Raw genomic sequence first — 17,246 nt, forward strand, 5'->3', positions numbered from 1 at the left:
GAAGGGGCCCCGCTCTTGTCATGCCAGGCGGAAGTCCAGGTCGGGGACGATCTCCGCGACGTCCATCTGCGCCTTCTGCAGGCGGCCCGAGTGGTCCCAGTTCATCGCCTGCCAGCGGGTGAACTGGTCGAGCACCCACACGCCGGACTGGCGGCTGCCGTTGCCCGACTTGCCGTTGCCGCCGAACGGCAGGTGCGCCTCCGCGCCCGAGGTGGAGTTGTTGACGCTGACCATGCCGGCCGAGATGCCCTCGCGGAAGCGGAAGGCGTGCTGCGGGTCGGTGGTGTAGATGGAGCTGGACAGGCCGTAACCGGGCAGGTTGGCCAGGTCGAGCGCCTCCTGCAGGGTGGCGAACGACGTCACGCCCACGATCGGGCCGAACGTCTCCTCCATGAACAGCCGGTCGCCCGGCCGCACGCCGTCCACCACGACCGGGTGGTAGTAGAGGCCGTCGCCGCCGTCGAAGCCGCCGCGCGGGTTATCCGCGGTGATCCGGCCGGTCGCGCCGGTGACCACCTGGTGGTGCGGCTCGATCCAGGTCAGGTACTCCTCGTACCGGTCGGCGAACTTCGAGTCCAGCAGCGGGCCCGCCAGCACGTCGCCCGCCGGGTCGCCGATGGCGGCGGCGCCGACCGCCCGCGCGAACCGCTCCACGAACGCTTCGTGCACGCTCTCGTGCACGATCACCGTGCCCAGGCTGGTGCAGCGCTGGCCGGCGGTGCCGAAGCCGGAGAACAGCGCGCCCTCGACGGCCAGGTCGAGATCCGCGTCCGGCATGATCACCATCGGGTTCTTGCCGCCCAGCTCCAGGCAGGCCGACTGCAGGTGGCGGCCGGTCAGCTCGCCGATCTTCCTGCCGACCTCGCTGGAGCCCGTGAACCCCACCTTCTGCACGGTGCCCTCGCCGAGAGCCAGCTCCAGGCCCGCGAAGGTGTCGGCGCCGCCGGCGAAGACGATGTTCAGCACGCCGTCGGGCAGGCCCGCCGCCGCGAACAGCTTGAACAGGGCGTGCGCGGAGGCGGCGGCGTACTCGGCGGGCTTCCACACCACGGCGTTGCCGCACAGCAGAGCCGGCACCAGATACCACGACGGGACCGCCACCGGGAAGTTGCCCGCCGTCACGACCGCCGCCACGCCGATCGGGTTGCGGAAGGTGAACAGGTTCTTGTCCGGCATCTCCGACGGGACCGTCTGCCCGTACAGCCTGCGGCCCTCGCCCAGGAAGAAGTCGCAGGTGTCCACGATCTCCCTGACCTCGCCCAGCGCCTCGCCGTACGGCTTGCCGATCTCCTCCGTCACCAGCGCGGCCAGCCGCTCGGTGTTGGCCTCCACCAGCCGCCCGATCGACGCGATCACCCGGCCGCGCACCGGCGCGGGCACCTTCGCCCACTCACGCTGCGCCTCCTTGGCCGTGCGGCAGGCCGCCGCGAACGCCTCCGCGTCGGCCAGGCCGACCCGCGCGACCACCTCGCCCGTGCGGGCGGGATTGATCGACTCGTACGTGCTCGCCGCCTCCCCGTCCTTGCCGCCCACGATGGAAACGATTTGTCGGCTCACCGGTGCCCTCCTCGTAAGTTCTTGCGTAGACGCTAGCTCTCCCGGGCCAGTTTGCGCAGCTCCGGGCCGTGCACCGGATCGGCCAGCGCGGCGGCGAACTGCGCCCGCAAGTAGTTGAGCGGCGAGCCGGTGTCGTACCAGGTGCCGTCGATGACCTGGCCGTACACCGGATTGGCCGTGGCGTGACGGTGCAGGGCGTCGGTGAGGTAGATCTCGCCTTCGGGGTTCTCCTGCCAGCGGCGCGTGGCGGCCTCCAGCTCGGTGACCACGCCCGGGGTGACGACGTAACCGCCGATCGCGGCGTACCGGGAGGGCGCCTCCTCCGGGCGCGGCTTCTCCACCAGGCCCGAGATGCGCAGCCGTCCGCCGCCGAGGTCCTCCTCGACGATCGGCACGCCGTAGCGGGAGGCGTCCTCGACCGCCATCGGCATGAGGGCCAGCACCGGGGCGCCCGTCGCCTCGTAGGCCGACTTGAGCTGCCTGGCGCGCGGCACCTCGGCCACGAACACGTCGTCGGCCCACAGCACCATGAACGGCTCGTCGCCGATGACCCGCGCGGCGTTCAGCACCGGCGTGCCGTTGCCGTACGGGCCGCGCTGGTACAGGTACGTGATGTGGGCCAGCGACGACAGCTCGGCCACCGCGTTGGCCAGGTCGTCCTTACCGGCCACGCGCAGCTCGCGCTCCAGGTCCGCGTCAGGGGCGAAGTGCCGCTGGACGAGGTCCTTGCGGGCCGAGGTGACGATGGTGATGTCGTCGATGCCGGACTCGACCAGCTCGCGAATGGTGTGCTCGATGACCGGCTTGTCGCCGATCGGCAGCATCTCCTTCGGCAACGCCTTCGTCAGGGGCAGCAGCCGGGTGCCCAGCCCGGCCACCGGGATCACGGCCTTGCGGATCATGGGGTCTCTCCTCGTGGGGACGGCGTGACGGATCGTGGGGATGGCGCGACGGACAGGACGCTACCCCAGCCAGTGATCTTCTCTCCTGCCGAGGGTGGGCTCACCAGGAGCGCGTCGGCGCGGGCGATTCCGCGTCAGACTCCGAAATATCGTGACTCGTGATGACGGCCAGGCGCTGCGCCAGATCCGCCAGCGCCCGGGAGGCGGCCAGCTCGTCCCCGATCCGCGGCTGCGACGGGTCGGCCGGGTTGCGCCGGGCCCGGCCGGTCCCGGTGACGCTCTCGCCGTCCCCTGTGGTCAGCGTCGCCCGCGCCGAGGTGTCGTCGCCGTCCTCGGCGAGTGAGATGCGCACGGTCCATTCCTTCGTCTCCATGCCCCGCCCCTTCACTGCCCTGCCGCCTGTAAACCCCCCTCTTCGGAGTCAGCCGCGGCTGCGGACGCCTTCCAGGATGACCGTCAGCAGGTGCCGGGCGCGGCCGTCCCACTCGCCGTCCTCCAGGCGGGTCAGGTAGCCGAGCAGGAGGATGACGTCGCGCGCGTCCACGTCCTGACGGACCGTCCCGTCGGCCTTGCCCGCGTCGAGGAGCGTCGCCAGCGCGTCACCGATGGGCCCCTGGCTGTGGGCGGACAGATCCCGCCGGACGCCCGCCTCTACGGCGGCCAGCACCCCCCGCTTGACCTGCGCGTAGTCGGCCACCCTGGCGAGCCAGCGGGTCAGGGCGGTGAGCGGGTCGTGCTCGGCGAGCAGCTTCGGCGCGGCGGTCACCAGCTCGTCCACGTCCTGCCGGTAGACCTCGGCGAGCAGGTGCTCCCTGGTGGGGAAGTGGCGGTAGAGGGTGCCCTGGCCGACGCCCGCGCGCTTGGCGATCTCGTTCAGCCGCACCTCGTCCGCGCCGGCGACCACCGCCCGGGCGGCCTCGATGATGCGTTCACGATTCTCGGCGGCGTCGGCGCGGCGGCGGGGAGCGGTCATGAGAGTCCTCGGCAGATTAGCTAAACGGACACGTGTCCGCTATGGTTGGTCGTGTCATAAGCGGACACGTGTCCATTCTAGTCAGGAGCCCTTGCGCCATGTCTGTGCCCAGTGACCTCAGTTATAAGGTCGTCGTCATCACCGGGGCGAGCAGCGGGATCGGCGAGGCCACCGCGCGCCTGCTCGCCTCGCGCGGCGCGGCCGTCGTCCTCGGCGCCCGCCGCACGGAACGCCTCGATGCCATCGCCGCCGACATCCGCGCGGCCGGCGGGCGCGCCGTCACCCGCGCCACCGACGTCGCCCGCCGCGAGGACCTCGAACTCCTCGTCGGCCTGGCCGTCGAGCAGTTCGGGCGGCTGGACGTGCTCGTCGGCAACGCCGGCATCGCCAGGACAGGGCCCGTCGCCGACCTCGACGTGGGCGGCTGGTCGGCGATGATCGACGTCAACCTGCGCGGGGTGCTGCACGGCATCGCCGCCGCCCTCCCCGTCTTCCGCCGCCAGGGGCGCGGCCATCTCGTGACCACGGTGTCCACGTCCGGGCTCAAGATCGTGCCCACGCAGGCCGTCTATGCCGCCACCAAGAACGCCGTACGGACCCTCCTGGAGGGGTTGCGGCAGGAGTCGACCGACGGGGTGCTGCGGACGACGGCGGTGTCGCCGGGGTACGTACGGACGGGGCTGGCCGACTGGATCGACAACGCCGAGGTGCGGGAACAGGTCCGCCGTGACATGGAGCGGCTCGCCATCGCCCCGGAGGCCGTCGCCCGGACCATCGCCTTCGCCATCGAGCAGCCGGAGGACGTGGAGATCGGCGAGATCGTCATCCGCCCGACCATCCAGGGCTGACCTCGTGCCCGTACCCAGGCCAGGTGCCGTGATCGATCCAGATGCCGCTCACAAAACGCCCGCGCCCACCCCGCGAACGCCGCATCCACACCAAGCAGCGCCAGCCGCGTCACGGACCGGGACTCTAAGCAGAAAAGTCAGCGAAGTCGAAGCCCGGCGAGACCAGGCAGCTCACCAGCACCTCCACGTCCCCCGCCGGACGCGCCGACTGCCACACCCCACCCGGCACAACCGCCTGCGGCACCTGCCCCCGCTCCACGTCCGGACCCAGCACGACCGTCTCGTCCCCGATCGTCAGATCGAGCGGCCCGCCCCGATGCCACAGCCAGATCTCCGCCGACCTGACCACATGCGGCACGGACTCCTCACCGGGCCGCAGCAGAAAGTAGATGGCGGTCACGCTGGCCCGGGGGCCTGGGTAGCCGTCCGGCGAGAAGGTGACGGGCGAGCGGTAGGTCTCCTTGAACCAGCCGCCCTCGGGATGGGGGAGCAGGTCCAGGGCTTTGGCGATGGGCGGGCGTTCGACGAAGGCGACGGGGGCGCCGGTGACGTCCCTGCGCAGGAAACGGTGGCCGTCGAGGACGAGCTGCCCGTCGAGAGCGCTCTTCAGCGCCTCCTCCTCGTCGGACACCTCGATGGACGGGCCGTCGGGGTAGATCCGCAACTCCACATGCCGAGTTTATGACGACATTCCAGACATCCCCCACCTCCACCCCTACTCACGGCCATCACCCTGACCATGCACCACCACCCGCGACCACCCAGACCCCGCACGGCCCGCGACCACCCTGACCCCGCACGGCCCGCGACCGCCCTCAACCCGCGCCTTCCACGACCCGCCCCGCACCCGAGTGGCCCGCGACCCGCCCCTTTCCCGCGCTGCCCGCGACCGGCCCCGTACCCGTGCCGCCCGCGACCGCCTCTACCTCCGCGCGGCCCGCGACCGCCCCCACCCCCACAACCGGCTCGCGATCACGTTCTCCGCGACTGTCCGGGATCATCCGGACCCCGCGCGGAATGTCGGTCCCCCTGAGTAATCTGCGGCAGGTGACTGAACGGTGGAGCCGCGATCAGGTGCTCGCCCTCGCCCCCGACGCGTCGTCCCAGAAGGCGGCGCAGGGGGTGGCAGCGGCCGGCAAGTGGTCGCTGCGCGGCACGACGGGCACCGTCCTGTTCGGCGAGTGCAAGGGCAGCGGCGCCAAGCCGTACCTCGCCGCCGTCGACCTGAGCGAGCCTGCTTATCGGTGCAGCTGCCCGAGCAGGAAGTTCCCGTGCAAGCACGCGCTCGGCCTACTGCTCCTGTGGTCCGCCGACGGCGTGCCGGTCGTAGGTGAGGCCTTGCCGCAGTGGGTCGCGGAGTGGCTGGACGGCCGCGCCGACCGCGCCGCCAAGTCAGCAGCCCGCCTCGAGGCCGCCCGCGCCAAGGCCGCCGGGGGAGCGGGCGTCGGCGGCGGTGCGGCCGGTGGAGCGGATGCCGATCCGCAGGCGGGCATTGATGTCGGTGCGGGAGGTGGCTCCGGCGCACGCTTGAACGCCTCGGACAGCCCTCCCACAACGGACGCGGACGGCCCGCAGCACGGCACTGAGAGCGCCCCCGAGAGGGCCACGCTCGTGGACGGCGCCGAGATCGGCCCGGAGGGCGCCACGCTCATGGGCGGCCCCGGAAGCAACCCCGAGAGCGCCATGCTTGTGAGCGGCACCGGAAGCGGCCCCGATGGCGGCATGCCGGTGGACGGTGGCGGGGCCGAAACGGGTGTGTCGTCCGGTGGCGCTCCCTCAGGGGCCGTTCAATCGGTGGCCGCTGGTAGCGCACCTGGTCGGGGCGAGTCCGTACGTCATCAGCGGGTCGCCGCCGGGCTGGCCGAGCTGGAGCGATGGCTGGCCGACCAGGTGCGGCAGGGCCTCGCGGGAGCCCAGGAACACGACTGGGACGGCCTCGCCAAGCGCCTCATCGACGCCCAGGCGCCCGGCGTGGCAGGCGTCGTGTCCCGCCTGGCAAGGGTCCGCGCCGAGGAGAACTGGCCGGGGCGGCTCCTGGAGGAGTACGCCCTCATCAACCTGCTCGCCATCGCCTACCGCCGCCGGGCCCACCTGCCGGAACGCCTGGCGCAGACCGTCCTGATCCGCACCGGCTTTCCCGTCACGAGGGAAGAGGTCCTGGCGGGGCCGCCGGTGCGCGATCACTGGGACGTGCTGGGGCGGCGTGACGAGGTCCAGGACCGGCTGACGGCCCGCCGCGTCTGGCTGCGTGGCCGCCACACCGGCCGGCCCGCCCTCATCCTGTCGTTCGCCCCGCAGGGCCAGGCGCTGGACGCCTCCCTGGTCACGGGCACGACCATCGACGCCGACCTCACGTACTACCCGGGCGCCGCACCCCTCCGCGCCCTCGTAGCCACCCGCCACGGCACCGTCTCGCCGACCACCCGACAGGGCTCGCCGACCACGCCACCGGGCTCACCGACCACCTGGCCGGGCTCACCGACCACCTGGCCGGGCTCACCGACCACCTGGCCGGGCTCACCGACCACCCGACCGGGCTCACCGACCACCCGACCGGGCTCGCCGACAACGGCCGCTCCACCGCCGTCCGCAGGCGCGCTGTCGGAGGCCGCTCCCGTTGCGCCCGCACCACCCAACGCACGAGAAACCGGCGCACAGCCGCAGGCACCGCAAGCCGCGCCGCCGCACCCCCCATCGGGGCCGCCGCCGCACGTCGCGTCATCGGACGACACACCGTCGCATGCTGCGCCTTCACGCGTCGCACACCCAGAGCCTTCGGCCGCTGTGCCGCCGTCCGCCACACCAGCCGCAGCACCGCCCACCACACCCCCGGCCGCCACCACGCGGGCGCAGGGCATCCCGCCCGGGATGTCGCCTGACGAGGCGCTGGACGAGGTGGCTCGGGCGCTGGCCGAGGACCCGTGGACCGAATCCTGGCCGCTGGTCCTCACCGACGTGACCCCCGACCGCACCACCATCTCCGGCCTCCCCCTCCACCCCCGCGCCCACGACCCCTGGCGCCTGATGGCCGTCTCAGGCGGTCACCCCCTGACGGTGGCGGCCGAGTGGACCCCGCAGGGCCTGCGCCCCCTGACGGCCTGGGACGAGGACGGAACGGCGGTGATCCTGTGACCGGCCGGCACAACGACACAGACAGAGGGGTGGCGATCCCATGACCGGCTGGGACGACTTGGCTTCGACGGCATTGGTGGGCACCGACCGCAGGCCGTACCCAGGCGACCTGCTGGAGGCGGCGGCCATCGAGGTGGCGCGCCGGCGTGCGGGGAGAAGCGTGGCGGTGGCGGCCACACGGGAAGCGGCGCCCACGGAGGAGTGGGAGGCGGCGCCGACGCAGGAGCGACAGGCGGCGCCAAAAGAGGAGCGGGAGGCGGTGGGCAGGAGGGCGGCCGAGCGGCTGGGCAGGCTGCTCGGCGGCGAGAACGAGCGCCTGATCCCCGAATGGCTGGCCGCCGCCGCGGCGACCGGCCGCAGGGTGCCCGCGTACGTGCTGCCCGAGCTGCTGGAGCGGGGCAGGCGCGACCGTTCGATCAGGGTGCATCTGGGTGTGCTGGCCGGGCAGCGCGGCCGTTGGCTGGCCGGGCTCAACCCCGCCTGGGCGTACCTGCTGGAGGAGCCCACGGGCGAGACGTGGGAGCTGGGCGGCGCCGCCGACCGGCGCGCCCACCTGTGCGCGCTCAGGGCGGCCGACCCCGCGCAGGCCAGGCGGCTGCTGGAGAGCACGTGGGAGCGGGAGACGCCGGACGACCGGGCCGGGTTCGTGGAGGTGCTGGCCGAGGGGTTGAGCATGGCCGACGAGCCGTTCCTGGAGCAGGCGCTGGACGACCGCCGCAGGGAGGTGCGCCAGGCCGCCGCGAACCTGCTGACCCGCCTGCCCGGCTCGCGCCTGGCGCGGCGGATGGCCGAGCGGGTGCGCGCCTGCGTGACGATCACCGGTGACGTGATCGCCGTGGAGGCGCCCACGGCCTGCGACAGGGCGATGGAACGCGACGGCGTGCGTCCGAAGCCGCCGCGCGGCATCGGCGAGCGCGCCTGGTGGCTGCAGCAGATCATCGCGCGGGCCCCTCTGTCCTGCTGGGGACGGCCGAACGAGCTGCTGGCGATGCGCATCCCCGACTGGGACGCCGAGGTCAAGGCGGCCTGGGTACGCGCGGCGGTGCTGCAGCGCGACCCCGAGTGGGCGCGGGCGATGTTCGCCTGGGACCCGATCGCCGACCTGCTCGAATCGCTGCCGCCGGAGGAACAGCAGGAGCTGGCCGCCAGGTTCGTGCGCGCCCACGACCTGGACAGCCAATTGATCATGGTGCTGGGCGGCGTGTCGTCCCACTGGCGCGAGGGCCTGGCCACGGCCGTCCTCAACAAGATCGTGAAGGTGAACACCACGCAGCCGTGGAACCTCGGCGAGCTGGTCAAACTGGCGGGCGAGCACATCGACCCGGCCCTGTTCGAGCTGGCCGAGGACCACTCGCCCGCCGAACCCGTCCAGCAGGTCGCCGCCCTGCTGCGTTTCCGCGCTGACATGTACAAGGAGCTCTCCCGATGACCGTTCTGCGCCCGCACGCGGAAGACCAGTACGCCGAGGAGCTGGCCCTCCTCGCCAAGGACGACGACCGGCCCAGGCCGCCGGGCTGGAAGCTGTCGCCGTGGGCCGTGACCACGTACATCCTGGGCGACGGCGAGCACATCACCCCCAAGTACGTCGGCGCGCGCCGCATCGTCGAGGTGGCCGTGGCGACGCTGGCCACCGACCGCGCGCTGCTGCTGCTCGGCGTGCCGGGCACCGCCAAGACGTGGCTGTCGGAACACCTGGCCGCCGCCATCAGCGGCGACTCGACGCTGCTCGTCCAGGGCACCGCAGGCACCGCGGAAGAAGCCATCCGGTACGGCTGGAACTACGCCAGGCTCCTCGCCGAGGGCCCCTCGTTCGAGGCGCTGACCCCGTCGCCCGTCATGCGCGCCATGGCCGAGGGCAGGGTGGCCAGGGTCGAGGAGCTGACCCGCATGCCGTCCGACGTTCAGGACGCCCTGATCACCGTCCTGTCGGAGAAGACGCTGCCGATCCCCGAGCTGAACCGCGAGGTGCAGGCGCAGCGCGGCTTCAACGTGATCGCCACCGCCAACGACCGCGACCGGGGCGTCAACGAGCTGTCCAGCGCGCTGCGCCGCCGCTTCAACACCGTCGTGCTGCCCGTCCCCGCCACCGCCGAGGAGGAGGTGGACATCGTCGCCCGCCGCGTCGCCCAGCTCGGCCGCAGCCTGGAGCTGCCGGAGACGACGACGGGGCCGGCGGAGATCCGGCGGGTGGTGACCGTGTTCAGGGAGCTGCGCACGGGGGTCACCGAGGACGGCCGCACCAAGGTCAAGTCGCCCAGCGGCACCCTGTCCACGGCGGAGGCCATCTCCGTCCTGACCAGCGGGATCGCTCTGGCGGCGCACTTCGGCGACGGGGTGCTGCGGCCGTCCGACGTGGCCGCCGGGATCGTGGGGGCGGTGGTGCAGGAGCCGGTTTCTGATCGGGTGGTGTGGCGGGAGTACCTGGAGACGGTGGTTCGTGAGCGGGCCGAGTGGCGCGACTTCTACCGTGCCTGTCGCGAGGTTTCATGAGCGGCGTCCTGACGGCTGGCAGGGATCGTGTGAGTGGGGTTCCGTCGGCTGACGATGGTCGTGCGAGCGGCGCTCCGACGACGTGCGGTGGTCGTGTGGGCGGCGTCCCGGTTCGGGTGGAGGTGCGATGAGCGGGGTGTCGGTTCTGGGGGTGCGGCACCACGGTCCCGGTTCCGCGCGGGCCGTGCGGCGGGAGCTCGAACGGCTGCGTCCCGACGCGATCCTCATCGAGGGCCCGCCCGAGGCGGACGCGCTGGTCGCGCTGGCACCCGGCATGGAGCCGCCGGTGGCGCTGCTCGCGCACGTGCCGGGCGCGCCCGCGCGGGCCGCGTTCTGGCCGTTCGCGGTGTTCTCGCCGGAGTGGCAGGCGATCCTGTACGGCACCGCGGCGGGCATCCCGGTGCGCTTCTGCGACCTGCCCGCCGCCCACTCCCTGGCCGACGATCCGCCCGACGACCCGTCCGACGATCCGCCCGACGACCCGTCCAACGACCCGCCCGATGAACCGGCCGTCCTGACCGACCCCATCGGCGCGCTGGCCGCCGCCGCCGGTTACGACGATCCGGAACGCTGGTGGGAGGACGTCGTCGAACACCGCGAAGGCGACACCCCGTTCGAGGTGATCGCCGAGGCGATGGCCGCCGTCCGCGAAGGTCACCAGCCGGACGAGCGGGAGGCCAGGCGCGAGGCGTACATGCGCAAAACCCTGCGCGCGGCCATCAAGCAGGGCTACGGACGGATCGCGGTGATCTGCGGCGCCTGGCACGTGCCCGCGCTGACCGCCCCCCTGCCGTCCGCCGCGGCGGACAACGCGCTGCTGCGCGGCCTGCCGAAGGTGAAGGCGGAGCTGACGTGGGTGCCGTGGACGTACGGGCGGCTGGCCTCGTGGAGCGGCTACGGCGCGGGCATCAACTCGCCGGGCTGGTACCACCACCTGTTCGAGGCGCCCGACCAGCCCGTGGAGCGGTGGCTGACGCGGGCGGCGGGGGTGCTGCGCGAGGAGGGGCTGGCGGTGTCGTCGGCGCACGTCATCGAGTCCGTACGGCTCGCGCACGGCCTGGCCACCCTGCGCGGCAGGCCGCTGGCCGGGCTGGGCGAGGTCACCGAGGCGGCCAGGGCGGTGCTGTGCGAGGGCGACGACCTGGCCGTGGAGCTGATCCAGCGGCGCATGGTCGTCGGCGACCGGCTCGGCCAGGTCAGCGACGGCACCCCGATGGTGCCGCTGCAGCGGGACCTGCGCGAGCAGCAGCGGCGGCTCAAGCTCAAGCCGGAGGCGCTCGACCGGGAGATCGACCTCGACCTGCGCAAACCCCTCGACCTGGACCGCAGTCATCTGCTGCACCGGCTGGGGCTGCTCGGGGTGGGGTGGGGCACGCCGGGGCAGGCGCGCGGCAAGGGCACGTTCAGGGAGACCTGGACGTTACGGTGGCGGCCCGAGCACGACCTGGCGCTCATCGAGCACGCCGCCCTCGGCACCACCGTGGCCGCGGCGGCGGCGCAGCGGGCCAGGGATCTGGCGGGGGAGTCGTCGGCGGCGCTGGCCGACCTGGCGTCGCTGGTGGAGCGGTGCCTGCTGGCGGACCTGCCGCAGGCGCTGCCCGGCGTGCTCGCGGTGCTGTCGGCCAAGGCGGCGCTCGACACGGACGTCACCAGCCTCATGGCGGCGCTGCCCGCGATGGTGCGCGCCCACCGGTACGGCGACGTGCGCGGCACCTCGGCGGAGGGGCTGGCGGTGATCGTGCGCTCGATGCTGGAGCGGATCCGCGCCGGCCTGCCGGTGGCGGTCACGGGCCTGGACGACGGCGCGGCGGCCGACCTGCTCAAACACGTGGACGCGGTCCACTCGGCCGTCGCCCTGCTGTCCGGCGAGGGCGAGGCGGGCGACGGGGCGGGGCCGAGGGAGCGGTGGCTGGGCACGTTGCGGAGCATCAGCGACCGGCAGGACCTGCACGGGCTCATCGAGGGGCGGCTCACCCGGATCCTGCTGGACTCCGGTGAGCTGGACGACGCGGGTGACCGGATGTCCAGGGCCATGTCCCGGGGGCAGGCTCCGGCGCGGGCGGCGGCCTGGGTGGAGGGGTTCCTGGCCGGGGGCGGGCTGCTGCTGGTGCACGATCCGCGGCTGCTGGGGCTGGTGGACGGGTGGCTGAGCGGGCTGTCCGCGGAGCAGTTCACGGACGTGCTGCCGTTGCTGCGGCGGACGTTCGGTGGGTTCGCGGTGCCGGAGCGCAGGGCCATCGGGGAGCGGCTCCGGTCGTCCGGGCGTGCGGAGGGGGCGGGGGAGCAGGACGTGGACGAACGCCGGGCCGCGGCGGCGGTCGCGACCGTGCTGACGATCATCGGGAGGGCTGACGGGTGAGCGCTGAGCCAGAAGGCCGGGCGGAGGCGGGCCGCGGTGGAGAGGGCCGGGTGGACGGTGCGTCGGATGAGCGGTTGCGGCGGTGGCGGCTGGTGCTCGGTGGCGGGCCCGCCGACGGCACCGGTTGCGGCCTCGACGGCGTGGACGCCCGGATGGACGCCGCCCTGGCCGCCGTCTACGACCAGGGCGGCGGCGACGACGCGGACCGGGACCGCAGGCAGGGCGGCCTGGGCGCGTCGGCGCCCCGGGTGGCCAGGTGGCTGGGCGACATCCGCACGTACTTCCCGTCCACGGTCGTCCAGGTCATGCAGCGGGACGCGATCGAGAAGCTGAACCTGACCAGGCTGCTCCTGGAGCCCGAGATGCTGGAGGCGGTGGAGCCGGACGTGCACCTGGTAGGCACCCTGCTCGCGCTCAACAAGGTGATGCCCGACCAGGCCCGCGAGTCGGCGAGGGCGCTGGTGCGGCGGGTGGTGGAGGAGTTGGAGCGCAGGCTGGCGCAGAAGACCAGGGCGGCCGTGTCGGGGGCGCTGGACCGCTCGGCCAGGACGCACCGGCCCAAGCGGGTGGCCGACATCGACTGGGACCGCACGATCAGGGCGAACCTGAAGAACTACCTGCCCGACAGGAACACGGTGGTGCCGTCCCGCCTGATCGGCTACGCGCGGCGGCAGCGGTCGGTGCAGCGGGAGGTGGTGCTGTGCGTCGACCAGAGCGGGTCGATGGCGGCGTCCGTGGTGTATTCGAGCGTGTTCGGGGCGGTGCTGGCGTCGATGCGGTCGCTCAGGACGTCGCTCGTGGTGTTCGACACGGCGGTGGTGGACCTCACCGACCAGCTTCATGATCCGGTGGAGGTGCTGTTCGGGACGCAGCTCGGCGGCGGTACGGACATCAACCGGGCGATCGCCTACTGCCAGGGGCTCGTCACCCGGCCCACCGATTCGATCTTCATTCTGATCAGTGACCTCTACGAGGGCGGGGTCAGGCAGGAGATGCTGCGCAGGGTGGCGGCGATGACGCAGGCCGGGGTGCAGGTGATCGTGCTGCTCGCGCTGTCCGACGAGGGGGCGCCGTTCTACGACCACGAGAACGCCGCCGCGCTCGCCGCGATGGGCGTGCCCGCGTTCGCGTGCACGCCCGACGCCTTCCCCGACCTGATGGCGGCCGCGATCGAACGCCGCGACATCTCCCAGTGGGCCGAACGCCACCTCCGGGGCTGAGGGCGGCGGTCACGCGCCGTGCGGCTGCTGTTCCGGCCGGGCGCGGCGCGGCAGCAGGTACGCCAGCGCGAACGTCAGCACCAGCAGCCCGACCTCCACCCACACCGTCACCTCCATGGAGGCCCCGAACTCCCACCCATCGGCGAGCAGGTCGAAGAAGAGCGTGCCGAGCACGGCCGTCCCGAAGGCGCCGCCGAGTTGCTGCACCCCGGTCAGCGTGCCGGACGCCGAGCCGGTCTCGTGCGGCTCGACCCCGGCCAGCACGATGTCGAAGAACGGCGCCATGGTGAGCCCCATCCCGACGCCGACGAGGGCCAGGCCGGGGGAGAGCTGCCAGGCGCTGACGTCCACCCCGGAGACGTGGATGGTGAGGGCGAGCACGGCGGCGCCCGCCGCCATCACGAGGGCGCCGATCTGCATGAGGCCGCGGCCGAGCTTCTCCTGGAGCCCGGCCATGGCCAGGCCGAAGCCGGCCACGCCGCCGAGGGCCTGGGGCAGGGCGGTCAGGCCGGCCTGGAGCGGGGTGAAGCCGAGCCCGGCCTGGGTGTAGAAGCTGAAGACGACGCCGAAGCCGGTCAGCCCGGAGAAGAAGGCGAGGCCGGCGACGAGGCCGCCGACGAAGGCCCGCTTGCGGAACAGGCTGGGGGTGACCAGGGGGTCGCGGCCGGACCTGGCGCGGCGGGACTCGTACCGGCCGAAGAGGGCGAACATCACGGCGGAGGCGGCCATCGAGACGAACGTCCAGGCGGGCCAGCCGGCCTCGCGGCCCTGGATGAGCGGGAAGATCAGCAGGAACGCGGCGACCGAGACGAGCGCGACGCCGGGCAGGTCGAGGCGGGTGGCGTTGGACAGGCGGTACTCGGGCAGGAAGCGCAGCGCGGCCAGGACGGCGGCCAGCCCGATCGGCAGGTTGATCAGGAAGATCATGCGCCAGCCGGTGCCGAAGAAGTCGGCGTCCACCAGCCAGCCGGCCAGGACGGGCCCGCCGACGGAGGAGATGGTCATGACCGGCCCGAACATGCCGAACGCCTTGCCCATCTCGCGCGGCGGGAACATCTCCCTGATCAGCCCCAGCCCCTGCGGCAGCATCACGGCCCCGAACAGGCCCTGCACGGCGCGGGCGGCGATCAGCATCTCCGGGCCGGTGGCGATGCCGCACAGCAGTGAGGCGACGGTGAAGCCGGCGGCGCCGATGACGAACATGCGCTTCTTGCCGAACAGGTCGCCGAGCCGCCCGCCGGTGATCAGGCCGACGGCCATGGCCAGGGTGTAGCTGGCGCCGAGCCACTGCACGAGGCTTTCCGAGCCGCCCAGCTCCTGCTGGATGGTGGGGGCGGCGATGGCGGTGACGAGCGCGTCGAGCAGGTCCATCACCTCGGCGGCCAGGATCACGAACAAGGCGACCCAGCGCCACCGATAGGGCGCTATGTCGGCCGGGGCCGATGACGCGGTGACTGTCATGACATCTCCTCAAATGAGAAACGGTGTTCCAAGCGACGAACGGCGTTCGTCAACGAACACCGTTTTAGTGACGAACAGCGTTCGTGTCAAGTACAGTGTTCGTATGGTCGGAAGCAAGGACGTGCCGGCGCCCCCGTGGCGCAAACCGCGCCGCCCCCCGCAGGCGAAGCGGCAGCTCAGCCAGGAGCTGATCGTGGAGACGGGGCTGCGCATCCTCGACGCCGAGGGGTTCGACGCGCTGAGCATGAGACGGGTGGCCCAGGAGCTCGACACCGGCCCCGCCTCCCTGTACGCGCACGTCTCGGCCAAGGAGGAGCTGCTCGAGCTGATCTACGACCGGGTGCTCAGCGAGGTCCGGCTGCCGGAGCCCGACCCGTCCCGCTGGAAGGAGCAGCTGCGCGACTACGCCCAGGAGATGCACCGCGTCTTCCGCGACCACGCCGACGTGGCCAGGGCGGCGCTGGCCAACATCCCCACGGGCGAGAACTCGCTGCGCATGGGCGAGTTCACGTACGGGCTGCTGATCGAGGCGGGCATGCCGCCTGGCGAGGCGTCCCTGGCCATGGACCGGCTCACGCTCTACCTGGTGGGCGACGCCTACGAGGGCTCGCTGCACTGGGCGCGGATGCGGGCGTCCGGGATGAGCAGCCCGCAGGAGTACTTCGAGGCGTTCGTCGCGCAGATCGTCGCCTACTACCGGGCGCTGCCGGTCGAGCGGTTCCCGCACCTGCGCGACCACGTGAACGACCTGATCGCCGGCGACGGCGAGGACCGCTTCACCTACGGGCTGGAGCTGCTGCTCGACGGCATCGAGGCGCGGATGCCCAAGACCTAGTCGTACGCGCCATAGGCCGAATTGCCTAGGACCGCCGCCCGATGTGCTGACCAGGGTCTTCGCCATAGTTTGCCGGTATGACAACGACCCTTGAAGGACCCGTGCGGACCCCGGCGAGCGTGGTCTCGCCGCAGTACCGCGCGCTCAGCGTCGGCTTGATCGCGCTGGTCACGTTGCAGGCGTTCGAGGCCATGGCGGTGGCCACCGCGATGCCCGTGGTGGCCCGCGAGCTCGACGGCATGCACCTGTACAACCTGGCCTTCAGCGCCACCCTGGCGGCCAGCGTGATCGCGACGGTGCTGGGCGGCAGGTGGAGCGACGTGCGGGGGCCGCTCCAACCGATCATGGCCGGTGTGGTGACGTTCCTGGCGGGGCTGCTGCTGGCGGGGCTGGCGCCGACCATGGAGGTGTTCGTGGCGGGCCGGTTCGTGCAGGGGCTCGGCACCGGCGCCACCCAGGTGGCGTTGTACGTGCTGGTCGCCAGGGCGTACCCACCGGCGATGCATCCCCGCGTGTTCGCCGCCTTCTCGGCCGCCTGGGTGGTGCCGTCGATGATCGGCCCGGCCATCGCCGGGTTCATCGCGGAGAACTTCGACTGGCGGTGGATCTTCCTGGGCGTCACGGTGATCGTCATCCCGTCGGCGCTGCTGCTCTGGCGCGGCACCGTCGGCAGGTCCGTCCACGAGGGCGCCGCCGAGCCCGCCCCCGGCCTCGGCCGCAAGCTCGTCTTCGCCACGCTGACCGCCGTCGCCGCCGCCCTCATCCAGTACGGCAGCGCGCTGAAGCTGGCCGGCCTGCCCCTGCTCGCCGCCGGCATCGTCCTGCTGGCCGTGTCGCTGCCCAAGCTGCTGCTGCCCGGCTCCATGAGGGCCGCCCGCGGCCTGCCGACCGGCCCGCTGCTGCGCGGCCTGGCCTTCGGCTCGTACACGGCGGCCGAGGTGCTCATCCCCCTCATGCTCAAGTACGAGCGCGGCCTGAGCGTCACCGCCGCCGGCATCGTCCTCACCGTCGGCGCCCTCGGCTGGTCCACCGGCTCGTGGATCAAGGGCCGCGGCATGATCGGCAACATGGCGGCCCTGCGCGGCGGCGCGGTGCTGATCGCGGCCGGCATCTCGCTGGTGACGCTGGTCCTGATCGACCCGGTGCCGCTCGTGCTGGCGCACCTCGGCATGGCCGCCGTCGGGCTCGGCATCGGCGTCCTGCACCCCACCGTGTCGGTGCTGGTGCTGGAGATGTCGAAGGAGGGCGAGGAAGGCAACAACACCGCGGCCGTGGGCGTGGGCGAGTCGGTGTTCACGGTGGTGGCCGTCGCGGTCAGCGGAGCCCTGTTCACCGCCGCCGCGCAGAACTACGCGGTGGGTCTGGCCTTCACCGTCGCGCTGGCGATTCTGGGCGCCGTGCTGGCCCCGCGTTTCGTTCACTCCCGGGCAGCGGGCACTATGGAAGGGACCGCGTCCTAAAGGGGGGTA

Annotated in this window: 14 protein-coding genes; 8 read left to right on the plus strand and 6 right to left on the minus strand. The window is 72.7% G+C overall.

Going from position 1 to position 17,246, the window contains the following annotated elements:
* Window positions 1-18 precede the first annotated feature (18 nt).
* The 4 genes from ABD331_RS02045 to ABD331_RS02060 all read right to left on the minus strand — a co-directional run bounded on the left by ABD331_RS02045 (window position 19) and on the right by ABD331_RS02060 (window position 3,432).
* Complete coding sequence (locus ABD331_RS02045) at window positions 19-1,557, minus strand: aldehyde dehydrogenase family protein (RefSeq protein ID WP_344470439.1); 1,539 nt, start codon at window positions 1,555-1,557, stop codon at window positions 19-21.
* A 32-nt stretch (window positions 1,558-1,589) separates the two neighbouring features.
* A complete protein-coding gene (locus tag ABD331_RS02050; protein WP_344470440.1) occupies window positions 1,590-2,459 on the minus strand; it encodes a UTP--glucose-1-phosphate uridylyltransferase in 870 nt (289 codons plus the stop codon).
* 100 nt (window positions 2,460-2,559) lie between these two features.
* Window positions 2,560-2,832 carry a DUF1876 domain-containing protein gene (locus tag ABD331_RS02055; RefSeq protein WP_344470441.1) on the minus strand — a complete coding sequence of 91 codons (273 nt, stop codon included), beginning with the start codon at window positions 2,830-2,832 and terminating at the stop codon, window positions 2,560-2,562.
* Between the two features lie 48 nt (window positions 2,833-2,880).
* Complete coding sequence (locus ABD331_RS02060; protein WP_344470442.1) at window positions 2,881-3,432, minus strand: TetR/AcrR family transcriptional regulator; 552 nt, start codon at window positions 3,430-3,432, stop codon at window positions 2,881-2,883.
* A gap of 98 nt (window positions 3,433-3,530) precedes the next feature.
* On the opposite strand from ABD331_RS02060, the gene ABD331_RS02065 reads away from it, so the two are divergent.
* The gene (locus tag ABD331_RS02065) at window positions 3,531-4,280 is read left to right on the plus strand and encodes an SDR family oxidoreductase (protein ID WP_344470443.1); all 750 of its coding nucleotides are present in this window, start codon (window positions 3,531-3,533) and stop codon (window positions 4,278-4,280) included.
* A gap of 124 nt (window positions 4,281-4,404) precedes the next feature.
* Here ABD331_RS02065 and ABD331_RS02070 read toward each other — a convergent pair whose 3' ends face one another.
* Window positions 4,405-4,950 (minus strand): cupin domain-containing protein, encoded by a 546-nt coding sequence (locus ABD331_RS02070; protein ID WP_344470444.1) that lies wholly within the window; start codon window positions 4,948-4,950, stop codon window positions 4,405-4,407.
* A gap of 377 nt (window positions 4,951-5,327) precedes the next feature.
* Between ABD331_RS02070 and ABD331_RS02075 the strand changes: the two genes are divergently transcribed.
* The 5 genes from ABD331_RS02075 to ABD331_RS02095 all read left to right on the plus strand — a co-directional run bounded on the left by ABD331_RS02075 (window position 5,328) and on the right by ABD331_RS02095 (window position 13,481).
* Entirely contained in the window at window positions 5,328-7,412 is a 2,085-nt protein-coding gene (locus tag ABD331_RS02075; RefSeq protein WP_344470445.1) for an SWIM zinc finger family protein, read from the plus strand.
* A 40-nt stretch (window positions 7,413-7,452) separates the two neighbouring features.
* Window positions 7,453-8,841: a DUF5691 domain-containing protein gene (locus tag ABD331_RS02080; RefSeq protein WP_344470446.1), complete on the plus strand. Its 1,389-nt coding sequence runs from the start codon at window positions 7,453-7,455 to the stop codon at window positions 8,839-8,841.
* Window positions 8,838-9,902: an AAA family ATPase gene (locus ABD331_RS02085; protein WP_344470447.1), complete on the plus strand. Its 1,065-nt coding sequence runs from the start codon at window positions 8,838-8,840 to the stop codon at window positions 9,900-9,902. Before ABD331_RS02080 ends, ABD331_RS02085 begins: the two co-directional genes overlap by 4 nt.
* Before the next feature lie 127 nt (window positions 9,903-10,029).
* Complete coding sequence (locus ABD331_RS02090) at window positions 10,030-12,261, plus strand: DUF5682 family protein (protein ID WP_344470448.1); 2,232 nt, start codon at window positions 10,030-10,032, stop codon at window positions 12,259-12,261.
* 50 nt (window positions 12,262-12,311) lie between these two features.
* A complete protein-coding gene (locus ABD331_RS02095) occupies window positions 12,312-13,481 on the plus strand; it encodes a VWA domain-containing protein (protein WP_344470449.1) in 1,170 nt (389 codons plus the stop codon).
* A gap of 9 nt (window positions 13,482-13,490) precedes the next feature.
* Here the strand turns inward: ABD331_RS02095 and ABD331_RS02100 are convergent, their stop codons facing one another.
* Entirely contained in the window at window positions 13,491-14,942 is a 1,452-nt protein-coding gene (locus ABD331_RS02100; protein ID WP_344470450.1) for a DHA2 family efflux MFS transporter permease subunit, read from the minus strand.
* A 103-nt stretch (window positions 14,943-15,045) separates the two neighbouring features.
* On the opposite strand from ABD331_RS02100, the gene ABD331_RS02105 reads away from it, so the two are divergent.
* Together ABD331_RS02105 and ABD331_RS02110 are read left to right on the plus strand one after the other, a co-directional pair.
* Entirely contained in the window at window positions 15,046-15,777 is a 732-nt protein-coding gene (locus ABD331_RS02105; protein WP_344470451.1) for a TetR/AcrR family transcriptional regulator, read from the plus strand.
* A gap of 77 nt (window positions 15,778-15,854) precedes the next feature.
* Entirely contained in the window at window positions 15,855-17,237 is a 1,383-nt protein-coding gene (locus ABD331_RS02110; protein ID WP_344470452.1) for an MFS transporter, read from the plus strand.
* The last annotated feature ends 9 nt before the right edge of the window (window positions 17,238-17,246 follow it).

The sequence above is a fragment of the Nonomuraea monospora genome (assembly GCF_039531895.1).
GTDB lineage: Bacteria > Actinomycetota > Actinomycetes > Streptosporangiales > Streptosporangiaceae > Nonomuraea > Nonomuraea monospora.